Source organism: Oerskovia sp. NPDC057915, assembly GCF_042887685.1.
Lineage (GTDB): Bacteria > Actinomycetota > Actinomycetes > Actinomycetales > Cellulomonadaceae > Oerskovia.
Map to the genome: position 1 here is coordinate 99,693 of NZ_JBHVOS010000012.1, position 17,626 is coordinate 117,318.

Annotated in this window: 17 protein-coding genes, 1 tRNA gene and 1 other RNA gene; 10 read left to right on the top strand and 9 right to left on the bottom strand. The window is 72.5% G+C overall.

Annotated elements, in window-relative coordinates; all coding sequences use genetic code 11:
- Window positions 1–40 precede the first annotated feature (40 nt).
- The gene (locus ACFVQ3_RS10030; RefSeq protein ID WP_387638202.1) at window positions 41–2,068 is read left to right on the top strand and encodes an ABC transporter ATP-binding protein; all 2,028 of its coding nucleotides are present in this window, start codon (window positions 41–43) and stop codon (window positions 2,066–2,068) included.
- A gap of 19 nt (window positions 2,069–2,087) precedes the next feature.
- Here the strand turns inward: ACFVQ3_RS10030 and ACFVQ3_RS10035 are convergent, their stop codons facing one another.
- On the bottom strand, window positions 2,088–2,975 hold the full coding sequence (locus tag ACFVQ3_RS10035) for an LLM class flavin-dependent oxidoreductase (protein ID WP_387638205.1): 888 nt from the start codon (window positions 2,973–2,975) through the stop codon (window positions 2,088–2,090).
- Between the two features lie 174 nt (window positions 2,976–3,149).
- Between ACFVQ3_RS10035 and ACFVQ3_RS10040 the strand changes: the two genes are divergently transcribed.
- The 3 genes from ACFVQ3_RS10040 to ACFVQ3_RS10050 all read left to right on the top strand — a co-directional run bounded on the left by ACFVQ3_RS10040 (window position 3,150) and on the right by ACFVQ3_RS10050 (window position 6,253).
- A complete protein-coding gene (locus ACFVQ3_RS10040; protein WP_387638208.1) occupies window positions 3,150–3,731 on the top strand; it encodes a hypothetical protein in 582 nt (193 codons plus the stop codon).
- Window positions 3,732–3,795: 64 nt separating this feature from the next.
- Window positions 3,796–4,719 carry an LLM class F420-dependent oxidoreductase gene (locus ACFVQ3_RS10045; RefSeq protein WP_387638271.1) on the top strand — a complete coding sequence of 308 codons (924 nt, stop codon included), beginning with the start codon at window positions 3,796–3,798 and terminating at the stop codon, window positions 4,717–4,719.
- A gap of 220 nt (window positions 4,720–4,939) precedes the next feature.
- Entirely contained in the window at window positions 4,940–6,253 is a 1,314-nt protein-coding gene (locus tag ACFVQ3_RS10050) for a uracil-xanthine permease family protein (RefSeq protein ID WP_387638211.1), read from the top strand.
- An 81-nt stretch (window positions 6,254–6,334) separates the two neighbouring features.
- Here ACFVQ3_RS10050 and ACFVQ3_RS10055 read toward each other — a convergent pair whose 3' ends face one another.
- From ACFVQ3_RS10055 to ACFVQ3_RS10080, 6 genes are all read right to left on the bottom strand, one after another.
- The gene (locus ACFVQ3_RS10055) at window positions 6,335–6,943 is read right to left on the bottom strand and encodes a GNAT family N-acetyltransferase (protein WP_387638213.1); all 609 of its coding nucleotides are present in this window, start codon (window positions 6,941–6,943) and stop codon (window positions 6,335–6,337) included.
- Window positions 6,944–7,047: 104 nt separating this feature from the next.
- On the bottom strand, window positions 7,048–7,752 hold the full coding sequence (locus ACFVQ3_RS10060; RefSeq protein WP_387638215.1) for a LytR C-terminal domain-containing protein: 705 nt from the start codon (window positions 7,750–7,752) through the stop codon (window positions 7,048–7,050).
- A 9-nt stretch (window positions 7,753–7,761) separates the two neighbouring features.
- Window positions 7,762–8,073, bottom strand: a complete 312-nt coding sequence (locus ACFVQ3_RS10065) for a type II toxin-antitoxin system VapB family antitoxin (RefSeq protein WP_138822644.1) — start codon at window positions 8,071–8,073, stop codon at window positions 7,762–7,764.
- Between the two features lie 117 nt (window positions 8,074–8,190).
- Entirely contained in the window at window positions 8,191–9,858 is a 1,668-nt protein-coding gene (locus ACFVQ3_RS10070; protein ID WP_387638218.1) for an ABC transporter permease, read from the bottom strand.
- Window positions 9,855–10,814 carry an ATP-binding cassette domain-containing protein gene (locus ACFVQ3_RS10075; protein ID WP_387638220.1) on the bottom strand — a complete coding sequence of 320 codons (960 nt, stop codon included), beginning with the start codon at window positions 10,812–10,814 and terminating at the stop codon, window positions 9,855–9,857. The genes ACFVQ3_RS10070 and ACFVQ3_RS10075 overlap by 4 nt, the downstream gene beginning before the upstream one ends.
- Before the next feature lie 127 nt (window positions 10,815–10,941).
- Window positions 10,942–11,709: a TetR family transcriptional regulator gene (locus ACFVQ3_RS10080; protein ID WP_387638222.1), complete on the bottom strand. Its 768-nt coding sequence runs from the start codon at window positions 11,707–11,709 to the stop codon at window positions 10,942–10,944.
- A gap of 259 nt (window positions 11,710–11,968) precedes the next feature.
- On the opposite strand from ACFVQ3_RS10080, the gene ACFVQ3_RS10085 reads away from it, so the two are divergent.
- Window positions 11,969–12,157, top strand: coding sequence for a PspC domain-containing protein (locus ACFVQ3_RS10085; protein ID WP_191789655.1), 189 nt, complete (start codon window positions 11,969–11,971; stop codon window positions 12,155–12,157).
- A gap of 189 nt (window positions 12,158–12,346) precedes the next feature.
- On the top strand, window positions 12,347–12,910 hold the full coding sequence (locus ACFVQ3_RS10090) for a hypothetical protein (RefSeq protein ID WP_387638224.1): 564 nt from the start codon (window positions 12,347–12,349) through the stop codon (window positions 12,908–12,910).
- Window positions 12,911–12,956: 46 nt separating this feature from the next.
- On the opposite strand, the gene ACFVQ3_RS10095 is transcribed toward ACFVQ3_RS10090, so the two are convergent.
- Window positions 12,957–13,460 carry a DUF6584 family protein gene (locus ACFVQ3_RS10095; protein ID WP_387638227.1) on the bottom strand — a complete coding sequence of 168 codons (504 nt, stop codon included), beginning with the start codon at window positions 13,458–13,460 and terminating at the stop codon, window positions 12,957–12,959.
- A 95-nt stretch (window positions 13,461–13,555) separates the two neighbouring features.
- Window positions 13,556–13,641, bottom strand: a tRNA-Ser gene (locus tag ACFVQ3_RS10100).
- A gap of 195 nt (window positions 13,642–13,836) precedes the next feature.
- Here ACFVQ3_RS10100 and ffs point away from each other — a divergent pair.
- The 4 genes from ffs (at window position 13,837) to ACFVQ3_RS10120 (ending at window position 17,560) form a co-directional block, all read left to right on the top strand.
- An RNA gene (gene ffs, locus ACFVQ3_RS10105) (signal recognition particle sRNA small type) lies at window positions 13,837–13,933 on the top strand.
- A gap of 595 nt (window positions 13,934–14,528) precedes the next feature.
- Complete coding sequence (locus tag ACFVQ3_RS10110) at window positions 14,529–15,425, top strand: MetQ/NlpA family ABC transporter substrate-binding protein (protein ID WP_387638230.1); 897 nt, start codon at window positions 14,529–14,531, stop codon at window positions 15,423–15,425.
- Window positions 15,426–15,617: 192 nt separating this feature from the next.
- Complete coding sequence (locus ACFVQ3_RS10115) at window positions 15,618–16,901, top strand: methionine ABC transporter ATP-binding protein (protein ID WP_387638233.1); 1,284 nt, start codon at window positions 15,618–15,620, stop codon at window positions 16,899–16,901.
- Window positions 16,898–17,560 carry a methionine ABC transporter permease gene (locus tag ACFVQ3_RS10120; RefSeq protein ID WP_387638236.1) on the top strand — a complete coding sequence of 221 codons (663 nt, stop codon included), beginning with the start codon at window positions 16,898–16,900 and terminating at the stop codon, window positions 17,558–17,560. The genes ACFVQ3_RS10115 and ACFVQ3_RS10120 overlap by 4 nt, the downstream gene beginning before the upstream one ends.
- Window positions 17,561–17,626: the final 66 nt, after the last annotated feature.

A 17,626-nucleotide genomic window follows, 5' to 3' on the forward strand; every position in this document is an offset into this window, starting at 1 on the left:
GCCATCTCATGGGACGCCTCTTGTCGAAAATGGGACACCCGTGTTCCACTGGAACATGGCCGACACCGATCCCGCGCCGACGACCCAGCTGACCCGGCCGACGCCGGCAGCCCAGGCGACCGAGCCCACGCAGGACCCGCCGACCGAGCCCAAGGGGCCGCTGCTCCCACGCCTCAAGATCCTCTGGACGTTCGTCACCCCCCACCGCAGGACGCTCGCCGTCGGGCTCGTGCTGGGCCTCGGGACGACGGCCGCGAGCCTCGCGACCCCCATGGTCATCAAGGCCGTGCTCGACACCCTGGGCACCGGAGCCTCGCTCGTCCCGGCCGTGAGCCTGCTCGTCGGCCTGCTCGTCGTGGGCCTCGTCCTGGGCATGTGGCAGTGGATCCTGCTCGGCGCGCTCGCCGAGCGCGTCGTGCTCGACGCCCGCACCTCGATGGTCCGCCGCTTCTTCCGCGCCAAGGTCGGGGCGCTCGGTTCACGCCCCACGGGCGAGCTCGTCACGCGCGTCACCTCTGACACGGTCCTGCTGCGCGAGGCGGCGTCGTCGAGCATCGTGAGCCTCGTCAACGGCGTCGTGAGCCTGGTCGGCACCGTCGTCCTCATGGCCGTGCTCGACATGGTGCTGCTCGGGACCACGCTCGCCGCGATCGTCGTCATCGGCATCCTCGTCGGCCTCCTCATGCCGAGGATCGCCAAGGCCCAGGAGCAGGCGCAGGAGTCGCTCGGCCGGCTCGGCGGCGTCCTCGAGGGCGGGCTGCGGGCCCTGCGCACCATCAAGGCGAGCCGCGCCGAGGAGCGTCAGATCGACCGCGTCGTCGCCGACGCCCAGGACTCGGCGCGCCACAACCTCAAGGCCGTGCGCACCGGGGCCGTCGCGTGGACCATCGCGGGCGGCGGCATCCAGCTCGCGATCATCGTGATCCTCGCGCTCGGCGCGTGGCGCGTCGACCAGGGGCTCCTCGCGGTCTCGAGCCTCGTCGCGTTCCTGCTCTACGCGTTCCAGATCGTCGACCCCGTCACGACCCTCACCCAGAACGTCACCGAGCTCCAGGCGGGTATCGCGGCCGCGGGCCGCATCCGCGAGGTCGAGGCCATCGAGGTCGAGGAGCCCGAGCGCACCTCCGGCGCACCCGGGCGAGACGCTGCGGGGGGCCGCGCGCCGTCGTCGGGCACGAGGACCCCCCTGCCCGACGGCGCCGCGCACCACCCGCCGCACCTCACCCACGCGGAGGACGAGCCGCCCGTGCTCGCGTTCCAGGACGTCGCCGCGCGCTACCTGCCCGGCGGCGAGCCGGTCGTGCGCGACCTGACGTTCGAGGTGCCGCGACGAGGGCAGGTCGCGATCGTCGGGCCGTCGGGGGCCGGGAAGACCACGACCTTCTCGCTGCTCCTGCGCTTCCTCCAGCCCGAGTCCGGGACCCTGCTGCTCGACGGTCGGCCGTACGCCGACTACACGTTCGACGAGGTGCGCTCACGCATCGCGTACGTCGAGCAGGAGACACCCGTCGTGCCCGGCACGATCCGGGAGAACCTCCGGCTCTCCGACCCGGACGCGTCCGAGGACGCCATGTGGGACGCCCTCGCCAAGGTGCGCCTCGACGCCAAGGTGCGCTCGCTCGAGGACGGGCTCGACACCTCGCTCGTCGGGACCACCGTCTCGGGCGGCGAACGCCAGCGCGTCGCCCTCGCCCGCGCGGTGCTGCACGCACCCGAGGTCCTGCTGCTCGACGAGGCCACGGCCCAGGTCGACGGCCTCACCGAGGCCGCGGTCCACACCGTGATCGAGGACCTGTCGCGCGACCGCGCCGTCGTGACGATCGCGCACCGGCTCTCGACAGTGATCGACGCCGACCTGATTCTCGTCATGGAGGACGGGCGAGTGCGGGCCCGCGGCTCGCACGCCGAGCTGCTCGCGGCGGACGAGCTGTACCGCGACCTTGTGGCTGCGCTGCGGATCTCGACCGAGGTGCGCACGGACGGAGAGGCGGCCGGCGAGACGTTCGAGGGCGAGGCGGGCGCCGAGCAGGCGGGGACCGAGGCGCCCTCGGGCGTCGAGGTGCGCTGAGGCCCGGGCCGCGCGCCGCTCAGCCGAGCTGCGCGAGCCCCTCGACGGCGATCCTCTCGAACGTCGCGCGGTCGGCCGCGAACTGCGAGCCGGTGATGGGCCAGTGCAGGACGATCTCCGTGATCCCCTGCTCACGGTAGGCGGCCGCGGTCTCGACGAACGCGTCGACCGAGTCGAGCGGCCGGTCCGGCGTGAACCCCGTCAGGAGGATGCGCTCGATGCCGGCAGGGTCGCGCCCGGCCTCCGCGCACGTCGCCTCGAGACGGGTGACCTGGGCACTCACGGCGGCGCGCGACGCGGCCGGCGTCCCGTCCTCGCCCACGGCGGCGTCGCCCGTCGTGACCCACGCCTGCCCGTACCGCGCGGCGAGCCGCAGCCCGCGGGGCCCGGTCGCGGCGATCGCGAACGGGATGCGCGGCGACTGGACCGGGCCGGGGATCGTCCGGGCCTCGTGCGCGCGGTAGTGCCCCTCGTCGTGCGTGACGACGGGCTCCGTCAGGAGGCGGTCGAGCAGGGCGGTGAAGTCCCGCAGCCGGTCCGCGCGCTCGCGCGCCGACCACCCGTCGCCGCCCAGGACCGTCGCGTCGAAGCCCGTGGTGCCCGCGCCGAGCCCGAGCGTGATGCGCCCGCCCGACAGGTCGTCCAGCGTCATGAGGTCCTTGGCGAGCGTCACGGGCTCGCGGAAGTTCGGCGACGTCACGAGCGTCCCGAGCCGCATCCGCTCGGTGACCCCGGCCGCCGCCGCGAGCGTGGGCAGCGCGCCGAACCACGGGCCGTCACGGAAGCTGCGCCACGACAGGTGGTCGTACGTGTAGGCCGCGTGGAACCCGAGGTCCTCCGCTCGGCGCCAGACGTCGCGCCCCTCGGACCAGCGGTAGATCGGCAGGATCACGGTGCTCAGTCGCATGGTCCGACCCTACGTGCCCGCGGGCCGCCCGGCCCGGCCCGGCCCGGCCCGGCGAGGCCCGGCCCGGCGAGGCCCGGCCCGGCGAGGCCCGATCCGGCGAGGCCCGGCTCGAACCGGACCGCGGACCTGTGATGTGCTGGTGGCAGTCCCGTCCACGCACCACCGGAGGTCCCCATGGCAGTCGTCGTCAACGTGTCCCACCGCTTCCCGCGCACCGGCTCGCGAGCCGAGCAGCTCGCGGTGGTCCGGGGCGACTGGCCCGTGCCCGAGGTCGACAACCCCGAGGCCTTCGCCGACTCCGACGACGCGCAGGAGCTCCTCGACGCGGCGGACGTGCTGATCGCCGCGGCGGGCAACGAGGTCGTCGACGTCCAGCGCATCACGGGGCTCCAGGTCGACGAGGGCGGGCACGTGCGCTTCGAGACGGTCGACGAGCCGGTGCTCGTCGGGATGATCGGGCAGCGTCTGCGGGCGGGTGCCGCCTGGGAGCCGGGCGAGAGCTGGCCCGTGAAGCTCGCCGACGCCGCGGGGGCCGTGAGCGAGTACCTCGAGCTCGTCGGGGAGCCGGGCCGGGGAGACGGCGAGCCGGCGCGTGTCGACGCACCGGGAGTCCCGGGCGTGGGGGCGGCGGCGGACGACCCTTCCGACGGCCTCGAGCTCGGCGGGTTCCGCCTGGTCCTGGGCGCCGACGGGAACCTCGTGGTCACGGCGCCGGCGGGCCGCTCGGTGACCGTGCTCGCCGCGCACGAGGGCTGAGCCGGGGCGTGGGGGAGCGCGACCACGGCACCCTGGGCGGCATGGCAGGGTGGAGGCCATGACGATCGACCTCCGCATCTTCACCGAGCCCCAGCAGGGCGCCACCTACGACGACATCCTCGCGGTCGCACGAGCGACGGAAGAGCTCGGCTACGACGCCTTCTTCCGCTCCGACCACTATCTCGTCATGGGGGACGGTGACGGGCTGCCCGGACCGACCGATGCCTGGACGACGCTCGCGGGTCTCGCCCGCGAGACGAGCCGCATCCGCCTGGGCACGCTCGTGTCGTCGGCGACGTTCCGGCACCCGGGCGTCCTGGCGATCCAGGTCGCTCAGGTCGACCAGATGTCGGGCGGCCGCGTCGAGCTGGGCCTGGGCGCGGGCTGGTTCCCGCAGGAGCACTCGGCGTACGGCATCCCGTTCCCGGCCAAGCGGTTCGGGATCCTCGAGGAGCAGCTCGCGGTGATCACCGGTCTGTGGGAGACGCCCGTGGGGGAGCGGTTCGACTTCGCGGGCGAGCACTACACGCTCACGGACTCCCCGGCGCTGCCCAAGCCTGCGCAGTCCCGCGTGCCGGTCATCGTGGGCGGGCACGGGCCGCGTCGCACGCCGGCGCTCGCGGCGCGCTACGCGACCGAGTTCAACGTCGCGTTCCCCGACCCCGGCGTGCTGGGCGACCGCATCGAGAACGTCCGCGTGGTGTGCCAGGACGCGGGCCGCGACCCCGACGACCTGATCTTCTCGGCGGCGTTCGTGGTGTGCGTGGGCAAGGACGAGGCCGAGTTCCGTCGCCGCGCGGAGGCGATCGGCCGCGACCCCGAGGAGCTGCGCACGAACGGCATCGCGGGCACTCCCGCGGAGGCCGCGGACAAGCTCGCGGCTGCGAGCGAGCAGGGCGCGACGCGCTTCTACCTGCAGGTCCTGGACCTCGCGGACCTCGACCACCTCGAGCTGGTCGCGCGCGAGGTCAGGCCGCAGCTGAGCTGACCCCGCCCTCCTGCCCGACGGCGGAGCCCACCTTCTTCCCGAGGGCGCGCTCCGCCGTCGGGCGTCGTGGGGTGGGTGGTGAGGCGGCCACGGGCCGGGAGCCGGGGCAGGGCTGTGGGACGGGGCTGTCCACGACGTACCGGTCGGTAACGACGGGGGCGCGCGCGGCAGTACCCTTCCCTTCGGCACTTCACCAAAACTTCACGAACGGAGCCCCCCCATGGCAGCACTCGGCTGGAAGATCCACGGAGACGGGAAGCGCGTCGAACCCGGCGCCGTGGTCAGCACCGACGAGCGCCTGAGCTGGCCCCGCACGATCGGGATCGGCATGCAGCACGTCGTCGCGATGTTCGGTGCGACGTTCCTCGTCCCGCTCCTGACGGGCTTCTCACCCGCGACGACGCTGTTCTTCTCCGCGATCGGGACCATCGGGTTCCTGCTCATCACGCGCAACAGGCTCCCCAGCTACCTCGGGTCGAGCTTCGCGTTCATCGCTCCCATCACCGCCGCGACCGCCTCCGGGGGGCAGTCGGTCGCCGTCGGCGGGATCCTGGTGACCGGTGTCGTGCTCGCACTCATCGGTGTCGTGGTGCACTTCGCGGGACCGCGCTGGATCGACATCACGATGCCGCCCATCGTGACCGGCACGATCGTCGCGCTCATCGGCCTCAACCTCGCGCCCGCGGCGTGGAACAACTTCAAGCAGTTCCCCGTCACGGCCGTCATCACGCTGGCCTCGATCATCCTCATCACGGTGCTCTTCAAGGGCATCGTCGGGCGCCTCGCGATCCTGCTCGGCGTGATCGTCGGGTACGTCGTCGCGACGATCCGCAGCGAGGTCGACTTCACGCCCGTCGCCAAGGCCGCCTGGTTCGGCCTGCCCGAGTTCGTGACCCCCACGTTCGACGTCGCCGTCCTCGGCCTGTTCGTCCCGGTCGTGCTCGTGCTCGTCGCGGAGAACGTCGGCCACGTGAAGTCCGTCGCAGCCATGACGGGCAAGAACCTCGACGACCTCACGGGCCGCGCGCTCTTCGCCGACGGCCTCGCGACGACGTTCGCGGGCATCGGCGGCGGCTCGGGCACCACGACGTACGCCGAGAACATCGGCGTCATGGCGGCCACCCGCGTCTACTCGACCGCGGCCTACTGGGTCGCGGGCGCCACGGCCCTGCTGCTGAGCATGTCGCCCAAGTTCGGGGCGCTCATCGCGACGATCCCCGCAGGTGTCCTCGGCGGCGCGACGACCATGCTCTACGGCATGATCGGCATCCTCGGTGCGCGCATCTGGGTGCAGAACAAGGTCGACTTCTCCGACCCGGTCAACCTGACCACGGCGGCCGTCCCGCTCATCGTCGGCATCGCGAACTTCACGTGGGTCGTCGGCGACGTGACGTTCGAGGGCATCGCCCTGGGCACCGCGTCGGCGCTCGTGATCTACCACGTCATGCGCAACATCGCGCGGTGGCGCGGGACGTCCCAGGAGCCCGCGAGCCCGGCATCGGTGCCGGGTGGCACGGAGGTGGCGGAGCGCTGACCCTCGTGCCGCCCCGAGGTCGGTCAGGCGAGGTCTGCGACCTGCCCGACCTCGGGTCCGGCTCCCGGAGACCGGGCGGCTCTAGAGCTTGAGCCCCAGCACGTAGCCCTCGTCCGTCGGGACCCGCTCGAGGCCGAGGTGCTCGTAGAAGCCGATCGCCGACGTGTTCGTCTCCGAGACCCCCAGGTGGACCCCCTGGACACCGCGCTCCCGGAGCGTGTCGAAGAACACCTCGAGCAGCCGGCGCCCGTTGCCGCCGCCCTGGGCCGCGGGCAGCAGGTCCACGTGGAGGTGCGCGGGGAACAGGTCGAGCACCGCACGGTCCGCAGTCGACGGCCGGTGCAGGGCGTGCACCAGGCAGGCGTCGTCGGTGTCCGACGCGAACGAGCCCTCCGGGTAGCGGGTGCGCAGGCCCGGCCACCAGTCCCGCTCGCAGCGTTCCTCGAACACCGCGGTGTCCACCGTGCCCACGACGTACCCGAGCGCGCCCGACCCGTCGTCGACCACGAACGCGAGGTCCGGCTCGAACGCCAGGTACGCCCCGAGGTAGATCTCGCCGAGCAACCGGGGGTCGCGATACCTCGCCGTGGCGTCACCACCGTCGGCACCGGTCCGCAGGCAGATGTCGTACAGGCGGTCGACCTCGCGGGGGTCGGTCGTGCGAGCAGGGCGGATCGGGAGGGAGACCATCGTGTGCCGGACCGTTCGAGAGCAGGGAGAAGAGGCGCCGCGCCCAGACAGTAGTCGCGAACCCGTCTCAGGGCCACCGGTCGAGCAGGCGGCCGCAGAGTGCGTCAGCCTCCGACGGCGGGGGCCTCGTCGGCAGGGGCGACGTCAGCGGGAGCCTCTTCGGCGGGCGGGGCCGGCGGGACGTAGGCCGCCTGCGGCGTGATGGTCTCGACCCCGACGCACTTCGCCGGGTCCACCAGCGGCACCACCGGGTCGATCACGACGAGCTCCTCGTCCACGAGGTTCACGAAGTTCTCGCCCAGCACGAGGTCGACGCTCGCGTCGGGCCGGTCGTCGAGGACGAGCACCGGGTCCTGGTAGTGGGCGGCGAGCGTGTACGCCTGGGCGATCCCGGTCACGCCGAACGAGATCTGGGTGCTGCGCTGCGTCGTGTTCTTCCCCTCAGGGGTCTGCAGGTCCCCGACCGTGGCGACGGTGAATCCGCGGCTCTCGAGGATCTGCTCGTTGGCAGCGGCCATCCCACCCTTGCCCGAGGCGTTGAAGATCCGGACCTGCACCTCGCCGTAGGGGACGGGCAAGGTGCCCTCGGCGAGGCAGGGGGCCTTCACGTCGGCGATCGCGTCGTCCACCTTGGGCGAGCTGAAGGTACGGTCGAACGGCGGCTCGACGGCACCCGTGTAGACGGCGAGGGCACCGATGCCGGTGATCGCCAGGAAGGCGACGAGCAGCCCGAAGACCACGGCCTGCCGCTCGTGCATGTGCCGTCGACGGACGGATCGAGAGGGATCGGAGCCGGGCTGCGTGGTCACGCCAGAAACCTACCCGACCGAGGGGGCGTTGAGCATGAGCACACGAGCGTGCAGGATGGCCCGCTGCTGCAGCGCTGCGCGGACCGCCCGGTGCAGGCCGTCCTCGAGGTAGAGCACCCCCTGGTACTCCACGACGTGCGCGAAGAGGTCACCATAGAACGTCGAGTCCTCCGAGAGCAGGTTGTCGAGGTTCAAGGTCCGCTTGGTCGTCACGAGCTCGTCGAGACGGACCTGTCGGGGCGGGACGCTCGACCAGTCCTTGGGCGTCACCAACCCGTGATCCGGGTACGGGCGCCCGTCGCCCACGGCCTTGAAGATCATGCGGGCCAGTCTAGAGGGAGGCCTCGGCGCGGTGCCGCGGATCGCGCCCCGGCGCCCCACAACTCCACAGGCCCCGCACATCCGGCCCTCACCACCCGGTCGGGATCCGGGAGCCCGTCACGCACCGCCCACGTCCCGGCGACGGAACCCGACGTAGGACACCGCGACGAGGGCCCCGGCGATCCCCGTCAGGGCGAGGACGGGTCCGAGCGAGAACGGGTCGAGCGGGACCTGCGGCACGTGCGTGAACGGCGACAGGTCCCGGACCCACTGCGGCAGCCCGAACAGCTCGCCGAGCTGCCCCACGACCAGGAAGACGGTGACGACGCCCCAGCCCAGGGCGACGAGCCGGGGCCACCACCCGTAGAGCACGAGCACGAGGCCCGCGACGACCAGGGCGGCCGGGACCTGCACGAGCCCGGCGGCCACGGCGTCACCGAAGGCGCTGCCCCACCCTCCCGACACGAGCGAGTGCCCCAGCCCCATCATGAGCCCGGCCCACAGGGGGACGGCGACGACGCCCACGACCAGCAGCACGACGGACGCCGTCAGGTACCTCGCCCGGGACGTCCCGGTCGCGAGCACGAGCTCGGTGCGGCCGGAGGTCTCCTCGGCGTGGACCCGGGTCACGAGCGTCACGGCGAAGGCGGCCGCGGCGATGCCGACGAAGCCCATGATCGCGACCTGGAAGACCTGCGCGAGCGCCCCGGCGCCGCCGAGCTGCTCGATGACCTGCTGCATCTGCGGGGACGACCCGGCGATGTCGTCGACCGAGTCCAGGAGGAACCCGACGAGCAGGCAGTACGCACCGACGCCCAGGGTCCACGACACGATGCCCGGGAGCTGGAGTCGCGTCGCGAGCGCGAGCGGGCTCGCGAGCGCCGCCGAGCCGGCCGGACCCGGGCGCGGCTGGACGAGTCCCGCGCCGAGGTCCCGCCCGAGCGAGACCCGGGCCGCGACCGCCACGCACGCGACGAAGAGCGCGAGGCACAGGAGCGCCGGCCCCCAGGCGTTCGCGCCGAACGGGTCGATCTCCTGGACCCACCCCACGGGGGAGACCCAGCGCAGCCAGTCGGCGGAGGGCTCGATGTCGGCCACGCCGCGCAGCGCGTACCCCGCGACGAGCAGCAGCACACCGATCGTGTTGGCGGTGCGCGAGGACGTCGCGACCTGCGCGCACACGGCCCCGATGCCCGTCCCGGCCAGGCCGAGCGCCGCGAACTGGAGACCGAACGCGACGGACGAGGCGCCGTCGGCTCCTTGCGCGACGTACATCGCGGCCATGAGCGCACCCGTGACCACGGACATCCCGGCCGCGACGAGCACCCCCGTCGCGAGCGGGGCGAGCGCCCCCACGCGGGCGGCGCGCACGAGCTCGAGCCGCCCCGTCTCCTCCTCCTTGCGCGTGTGGCGCACCACGGTGAGCACGGCGAGCACGCCCAGGACCAGGATCATGAACAGGCCCACGCGCCAGGCCGCCGTCGAGGCGACCGACCCGGTGTGCTCGAGCGGCCCGAGCAGTGCGAGGAACGCGCTGTTGGTGCCCATGCTCGCGGCGAGCTCGTCGCGCTCGGCCTGCGTCCCGTACACGGTGGCGACCGACGAGTACGTGACGGCGACCATGAGCAGCACCACGACGACGTACACGGGCAGGACGATGCGGTCGCGACGCAGCGCGAGGCGCGTCAGCGCCCCAGTGCCCGAGAACGCTCCGCGCAGGGACAGGGGAGGAGCATCCGTGCGGCGGGGCGCGGCGGCTGTGTCTGCGGAGGTGAGCGCGCTCATCGCAGCGCCTCGCCGTCGAGCAGGGCGAGCTCGTCGCCGTACTGGCGCAGGAACAGCTCTTCGAGCGAGGGCGGCTCGATCGTCAGGCCGTGCGGTTCGAGGTCGGCGAGCGCGCGCGTGACCTGGGGAAGGGCGTCGTCGTCGACGTGGAACGTCACGTGCGAGCCGTCGACCACGAGGTCGTGGACCCCGTCGAGCGCCCCGAGGGCACCGGTCGAGGGTGTCCCCGGACCCGTGGTGACGACGACCTTGGAGCGCGTGAGGTGGCGCAGCTCGCGCAGCGTCCCGGACTGCACGGCCCGGCCGCTCCGGATGATCGTCACGGTGTCGCACAGGGCCTCGACCTCGGCGAGGATGTGGCTCGACAGCAGGACCGACGTGCCGCGGGACGTGGCCTCGCGCACGCAGTCCTGGAACACGGCCTCCATGATGGGGTCGAGGCCCGACGTCGGCTCGTCGAGCACGAGCAGCTCGGCGTCGGCGCTCAGCGCGGCGACGAGGGCGACCTTCTGCCGGTTGCCCTTGGAGTAGGTCCCGGTCTTCTTGGTCGGGTCGAGCTCGAAGCGTTCGAGCATGCGGGCCTTGCGTCGTTCGTCGACGGCCGCGCCGCGCAGGCGCAGCAGCAGGTCGATCGTCTCGCCCCCGGAGAGCTGGGGCCAGAGCGTGACGTCGCCCGGGACGTAGGCGAGGCGCCGGTGCAGCGGCACGGCGTCGCGGAACGGGTCGCCGCCCAGCAGGGTCGCGGTGCCCGAGTCGGGGCGCAGCAGGCCGAGCAGCACGCGGATGGCCGTGGACTTCCCGGCGCCGTTGGGGCCGAGGAAGCCCGCGACCTCCCCGGCGCGGACGGTGAGGTCGAGCCCGTCGAGCGCGCGGGTCGTGCCGAAGGACTTGTGCAGGTCGTGGATCTCGACGGCGGGCCCGTGGGTGGCGGCGGTCGTGCGTGCGGTGGTGGTCATGGTTCCTCGTCGGGTGAGGGAGGGGAGGGAGGGGAGCGACGCCGTCGGTTGGGGGGGCGTCGGGAGGTTGCCCGACGGCGCCGCTCGCCCAGGTGGCTCGGCCGCGGGCCGTGCCGGTCGTCCTGGGCTACGGGGCCGGCGCTGCGGCCTGCTCGCCGGGCGGCGGCTCGGCGTACCTGAGGTACGCGTCGAGGAGCGTGCGGTCGGTGAGGAACCCGTCGGTGAAGAGCTCGATCGCCGGCAGGCCGTGGCGGTCGACGTACCCGCGGACGATCGACCCGGTGTCTGCCGGGTCCGCGGGCGGGTTCAGCGTGAGGTCGAGGAGGATCGTCCCGAGCGACTGGGTGACGAGGTACCGGGCGCGTGCGTCCTCGTCGAGGGAGGGCTTGATGGTCCCGGTGGCGACGCCGTCCGCGATGTAGTCGACGGCGTCGTCGATCATGCTCGCGACGAACGAGCGGGCGAGGTCGCCGCCCTCCTGGAGGCTGCGCAGGACGTAGCCGAGCACCGGGCCGTACTCCTCGACCGACGAGAGCTGCGCGAGGACGTCCAGGGGGCTGCCCCGGGAGCCGTGCTCGTCGCCGAGGACGTTGCGCTTGTTCTCACGGACGAGGACGAGGACGTGCTCGTCGCACGCGCGGCGCAGGCCCTCCTTGGACCCGAAGTGGTGGATGACGAGTCCCGGGCTGACACCTGCGTCGGTCGCGATCGTGCGGACCGGGACCCGGAAGCCCTCGGCCGCGAAGCGGAGCAGGGCGGCATCGCGGATGCGGGCGCGCCCGGTGAGGTCCGGGACGTCCGGCGTCTCGGGGACGTCCGGCGCCCGCGGGACGTCCGACGCGTGCGGGTCCGTCCCGGTCGGGACGGGCTCGTCACCTGATGTGACTGAACGCATGTTCAACACGCTAAACACACGTTCACCGGGAGGCAAGGGGTTGGGCGTCAAGAAGGCGTCAAGGTTCGGGCCTCGGCGCCCCCGGCGCCCTCGGCGCCGGGGTCTGCGGGGTCTGCGGGGTCTGCGAGGGCACGGCAGGAACGCGCCAGGTGTCCGTCGCGAGGATGACGCCCGAGCCTCCGCGGACGGGGAACGGATCAGGGGCGGACCAGGGGAGTCCCCGATGTGCGCGCACCGGGCCCCGGCGTACCGTCGAAGCATGAGCCACATCCTCGCCAGACCGAGGCACGGCGCCGTGATCGCCGGCGTCTGCGCGGGCCTCGCCCGCCGATTCGACATCAGCCCGACCCTCGTCCGCGTCATCGCGGTCGCCTCGTGCATCCTGCCCGGACCGCAGGTCCTGGCCTACGTCGTGCTGTGGATCATGCTGCCCCGCGACCCGGAGTGACGGAGGCCGCCTCGGCACGGACCACCGTCCCCGTCAGTGCAGGTCAGCGCCGCAGGGGCGGCCACCACTGCGCGTACCGGTCTTCGGTAGGTGACGGGACGTCCACGTGCCTGCGCCGTGCTGCGTGGAGGGCCGGCACCGTTGCCCGAGGCTTTTGTCCGACACAGGTCGGCGTGGCACCATCCGAGGGTGCGCTCCCACCCCTCTCGAGTCGTCCTGCTGCCCCTCTGCCTCGGCGTCCTCGCCGTGACGCTCGCAGGATGCGTCTCCACCGCCTCGTCCATGGCCACCGCGGAGCAGACCCCTGCCGCTGCAGCCCCTGCCACGCCCTTTCCGGCGTTCGACGGGTCGACGAGGGCAGGAGCGCTCCTGCAGGCCGCGTCGGGTGAGGTCGACCCGGCCGTCCTCCCCGCAGAGTTCCACTACGTCGAGACCGTCGACCTCGACCTCTCGGGGTCCACGAGCTCGGTCTACGTCCAGGGGCAGCCCGAGGACCAGGGGCCGGGCCTCTACATCCACGTGATGCACGAGGGCGTGACCGTCGAGGGGCTCGGCGACGGCTGGGACTTCGAGGAGGTCCCCGAGCTCTCGGGCGAGGAGACCGTGACCGTGGCCTCCGACCCCGACGGCCCGGAACGCTCCGTCGTCTCGATCGAGGCGCCCCCGGCCGGGACCGTCCAGCTCATCGGGGACGGAGTCCCGCGCGACGAGCTCGTCGCGACGGCGGGGCGCCTGCTCGACTCGGTCGGCTGACGTCCCGACCGCGCAGCGGGGTCCGCGGGGACGCGGTGACGTCTCCCTAGAAGATCCAGCCGATGACCGTCCCCGCGCCGATGACCACCAGGGCGAGGAGGACGACGCCCGTGACCAGGCAGCCGACGGCGAAGGCGTCGTGCCACCACGGGTCACCCACCTCCCGACCGCGGTCCGACCAGTCGAGCGTCCTGCCGGCCTTGGCCTCGGCGCGGCCGCGGACGTCGAGGAGCCGTTGCCGCGCCACGTCCGAGGTGGCGTACTGCTCGGCGGCGCGCCAGCGCAGTGCGCGCATGATCCTGACCGGGTCGTTGCCGCAGGCGCGCTCGAACGCGGCCATCTCGCGCTCGTCGCGTCGCTCGGCGAGGTAGGACCACCGCCCGGCCTCGACGAGATCACCGTCCAGGCGGCAGACGTCGGCGAGACGTTCGCGCGCGTCGAGCCGGTGGGGCAGGCTCCGCACGAGGCTGGTCAGCCTCGTGCGCGCCATCGCGGCGTCGCCGACGTTCAGGTCTTCCTCGACCCGTGCCAGGGTCCGTTCCACGCTCACGAGAGGGACTCTAGGCCCTGGCCCACCACTCCACGGCCACCCGTCTGCGGAGACGACGAAGGGCCCGCAGCGCATGCTGCGGGCCCTTCGGTCTGCGGAGGATGGGGGATTCGAACCCCCGAGGGCTTTTAACCCAACACGCTTTCCAAGCGTGCGCCATAGGCCACTAGGCGAATCCTCCGTGCTGCAGCGTCGACCCACGTGGGGCGTCAGGCAGCGAGTCGAGAATACCGGACGCCGGGCCTGCGACCGAATCGGCCCGCTCCGGCGCCGCCCGAGGAGCGGTCCGCGCCCTCGTGGCTGCCGGTCCGGCAGTCGTTCCGCCTGTGCGCGGGGGCCGGTTTCGGACCACCGGCCCTCCTGGGCTAGGCTGGGTCCAGACCCCTCGTGCGGCGCTATCTCACTGAACTCCCCCAGGGCCGGAAGGCAGCAAGGGCAGGTGGGCTCTGGTGGGTGCACGGGGGGTCCTTTCATGTCCGGACACCTGTCCGGCGGGATCCGCCGAGCGCCCGACGACGTCGCTCACCTCGCGAGACCGGCGTCCGGTGCGCATCGAGCGGGCGCTGGAGTGTGGCCTGCGTCATAGACGACGCGGTGATATCTGCCCAAAACGGGATCTATCGCCCGCGCGCGACCATGATGCGGACGGAAATCCGTCCAGCATCTGGAATATCGACCAGTGCAGTGGTTTTGAGGCGCCGAGCGTGCGCATCATGGAGCCATGACCCGCCCCACGAGCACCGAGCTCACGACGCACCGCGCAGCGACCAGCTGCCGAATGTCGTGTCGCTCCGTCCTGCGTGGCGCCGGTCGAATGTGCTGTCAGCTCTGACCTGACCCCAGCACCGCACCGCCCGCTTCGCGAGCGCAGCCCGGAGACGACCGGAGCCCGCGCCGCAGCGCCCGCCTCATCCCCTCCTGAACCACCGACCACCGGTGACGTGTCCTCACGACGCGCGCTCCGTCGTCGGGCGGGAGGACGTTCCACCTCCCACCCCGTCATCACCGTGACGCCCCCCACGGACGCCCCGCGACAACCGCCGGCGCCCGTCACCGGAAGGACAGACCATGCTCCGCAAGAACCTGACCCTCGCCGCCCTCGCGGCCACCGCCGCCCTGACGCTCGGTGCGTGCGCCACGACGCCCACCGACAGCGGCGCCTCGGGTGGCAGCTCGGCGGACGACGTCGTGAAGATCGGCGTGGTCGGCGCGGCCGACGACAAGTGGGCCGTGTTCGAGAAGGTCGCCAAGGAAGAGGGCCTGAACATCGAGATCGTCGACTTCGGCGACTACCAGCAGGCCAACCCCGCGCTCGCGCAGGACCAGATCGACCTCAACCAGTTCCAGCACCTGCAGTTCCTCGCGGGGTACAACGTCGAGGCCGGTGACGACCTCCAGCCCATCGGTGCGACCGCGGTCTACCCGCTCGCGCTCTACTCGTCCAAGCACACGGCGCTCGAGGACATCCCGGCAGGCGGCGAGATCGCGGTCCCCAACGACGCGACCAACCTCGCCCGCGCCCTGCTCGTGCTCCAGGAGGCGAAGCTCATCGAGCTCAAGGACGGCGGCAGCTCGCTGTCGACCGAGGCCGACGTGCTCCCGTCCTCGAAGGTCAAGGTCACGCCGGTCGACGCCGCACAGACCGCGATCTCGCTCCAGTCCGTCGACGGCGCGATCATCAACAACGACTTCCTCGAGGACGCGGGCCTCGCCCCCGAGGACGCCCTGTTCCAGGACGACCCCGACTCCTCGGCCTCCGAGCCCTACATCAACGTGTGGGTCGCCCGCGCCGCGGACAAGGACGACGAGACGCTGCTGAAGATCGCCGCCCTCTCGCAGAACGAAGAGGTCGTCGCGGCCGAGAAGAAGGCCTCGGGCGGCACCGCGGTCATCAAGGACAACTCCGCGGCCGACCTCCAGGAGATCCTCGCGGGGATCGAGAAGAACTACCGCGCCCAGGGCTGAGCCCCCGGCACGCGCCACCGGTGCCCGACGACGTCACCCGACGTCGTCGGGCACCGGTGCGCCCTCGCCCGACGCACCACCTGCGTGTTGGATAGGACCTGTCCGCACACGCCCGCCGTCCCCCACACGATGCGCGGCCGCACGGCTCCCACGACGAGCCCGGCCTCCGCACCCCGCACGAGAGGTTCCTCCGTGAGCACCACCTCGGACACGATGGTCAGCTTCCGCGACGTGACGAAGGTCTTCGGGACCGGTTCGTCCGCCGTGGCCGCGGTCGACGGCGTCACCCTGGACATCAAGGCCGGTGAGATCTTCGGCGTCATCGGCTACTCGGGCGCGGGCAAGAGCACGCTCGTCCGGCTCATCAACGCGCTCGAACCCGTCACGTCGGGGACCGTCGTCGTCGACGGGGACGAGGTGAGCGCACTGCGGGAGCGCGAGCTGCGACCCGTGCGCGCGAGCATCGGCATGATCTTCCAGCAGTTCAACCTGCTGTCCTCGCGGACCGTCGCGGGCAACGTGGCCTACGCGCTCAAGGTCGCGGGCTGGGACAAGCCCCGGCGCGAGGCGCGCGTCGCCGAGCTCCTGGAGTTCGTGGGGCTGTCCGACAAGGCCACGGCCTACCCGTCCCAGCTCTCGGGCGGGCAGAAGCAGCGCGTGGGCATCGCGCGAGCGCTCGCCACGTCGCCCAAGATCCTCCTCGCGGACGAGGCCACGAGTGCCCTTGACCCCGAGACCACCCGCGACGTGCTCGCGCTGCTGCGCCGCGTCAACGCCGAGCTCGGCGTGACGATCGTCGTCATCACGCACGAGATGGACGTCGTGCGCTCGACGTGCCACCGTGTCGCGGTCATGGAGCACGGCAAGGTCGTCGAGGTCGGCGAGGTCTACGACGTGTTCTCCTCGCCGCAGGCCACCGCGACCAAGAAGTTCGTCGGGACCGCGCTGCGCGACCGCCCCGGCCCGGAAGCCCTCGAACGGCTGCGACGACGGCACCCCGGGCGCCTCGTGACGGTCGGCGTCCACGAGGACGGGACGTCGGGCGCGAGCCTGACCCGGCTGCTGCGCGAGCACGGGCTCGACGGCGCCGTGGTGTTCGGCGGGATCTCCGAGATCGGGGAGCGCCCGTTCGGGTCGCTGACCCTCGAGCTCTCGGGCGACGACGCCACGATCGCCGCGTTCCTCGACGAGCTCTCGCGCACCACCGACGTCGTCGACCTCGGGACGGCTCTCGCCCCCCGGGACGACCCGCGCGTGGTCGCCGGGGCGAGCGACGAGTCTGGCGAGGCCGACGACGCGACCGGCGCCCCGCCGTCGGGCCGCGTCGACGAACCCGACCCGCGCGACGCGTGGCAGAGCGAGAGGTGGCCCGGGACGGGCAGCACCGGGTCCTCGGGGCTCGGTCGCCCCGGGACCCAGGGCACCCAGCCCGGTGACTTCGGCAGCGAGCCCGGCACGTTCGGAGGCACGCGATGAACCGCGACTGGTCCTACCTGTGGCCGATCCTGCTGTCCTCGCTCGGCGAGACGCTCTACATGGTCTCGATCGCGCTCCTCGCGGGCGGGCTCGGCGGCCTGGTCCTGGGGCTCGCGCTGTACTGCACGCGCAAGGGCAACCTGCTGGCGAACGCCGTGGTGTTCAACGTCCTCAACGTGCTCGTCAACATCGTGCGGCCCATCCCGTTCATCATCTTCCTGACGATGATCTACCCCGTGACGCTCGCGGTCGTCGGGACGACGATCGGCACCGAGGCGTTCATCCTGCCGCTGTCGGTCATGACGGCGTTCGGGACCTCGCGCATCGTCGAGCAGAACCTCGTGAGCATCGACCCGGGCGTGGTCGAGGCCGCGCGGGCCATGGGCGCCTCACCCTGGCGGATCATCCGGACCGTGCTCATCCCCGAGGCCCTCGCGCCGCTCATCCTGGGCTACACGTTCATCTTCGTGGCCGTGATCGACATGTCCGCGATGGCCGGGTACATCGGCGGCGGCGGCCTCGGCGACTTCGCGATCCGGTACGGCTACCAGCGGTACAACTGGGCCGTGACGGCCGTGACGGTCCTCGTCATCATCGTGATCGTGCAGGTCGTCCAGTTCTTCGGCAACTGGCTCGCGCGCAAGGTCCTGCGGCGCTGACGCACCTCCGTCGTCACGCCGACGGAGGGCCGAGGCACGTGCAGCGGGTCCCCGGGCAGCACCCCT

What these genes read in the sequence shown, in the direction of transcription:
- ACFVQ3_RS10085 (WP_191789655.1), top strand. Translation starts at nt 11,969, where the DNA reads ATGAGCCACATCCTCGCCAGACCGAGGCACGGCGCCGTGATCGCCGGC.
- ACFVQ3_RS10035 (WP_387638205.1), bottom strand. Translation starts at nt 2,975, where the DNA reads ATGCGACTGAGCACCGTGATCCTGCCGATCTACCGCTGGTCCGAGGGG.
- ACFVQ3_RS10050 (WP_387638211.1), top strand. Translation starts at nt 4,940, where the DNA reads ATGGCAGCACTCGGCTGGAAGATCCACGGAGACGGGAAGCGCGTCGAA.
- ACFVQ3_RS10110 (WP_387638230.1), top strand. Translation starts at nt 14,529, where the DNA reads ATGCTCCGCAAGAACCTGACCCTCGCCGCCCTCGCGGCCACCGCCGCC.
- ACFVQ3_RS10065 (WP_138822644.1), bottom strand. Translation starts at nt 8,073, where the DNA reads ATGATCTTCAAGGCCGTGGGCGACGGGCGCCCGTACCCGGATCACGGG.
- ACFVQ3_RS10120 (WP_387638236.1), top strand. Translation starts at nt 16,898, where the DNA reads ATGAACCGCGACTGGTCCTACCTGTGGCCGATCCTGCTGTCCTCGCTC.
- ACFVQ3_RS10075 (WP_387638220.1), bottom strand. Translation starts at nt 10,814, where the DNA reads ATGACCACCACCGCACGCACGACCGCCGCCACCCACGGGCCCGCCGTC.
- ACFVQ3_RS10040 (WP_387638208.1), top strand. Translation starts at nt 3,150, where the DNA reads ATGGCAGTCGTCGTCAACGTGTCCCACCGCTTCCCGCGCACCGGCTCG.
- ACFVQ3_RS10055 (WP_387638213.1), bottom strand. Translation starts at nt 6,943, where the DNA reads ATGGTCTCCCTCCCGATCCGCCCTGCTCGCACGACCGACCCCCGCGAG.
- ACFVQ3_RS10070 (WP_387638218.1), bottom strand. Translation starts at nt 9,858, where the DNA reads ATGAGCGCGCTCACCTCCGCAGACACAGCCGCCGCGCCCCGCCGCACG.
- ACFVQ3_RS10080 (WP_387638222.1), bottom strand. Translation starts at nt 11,709, where the DNA reads ATGCGTTCAGTCACATCAGGTGACGAGCCCGTCCCGACCGGGACGGAC.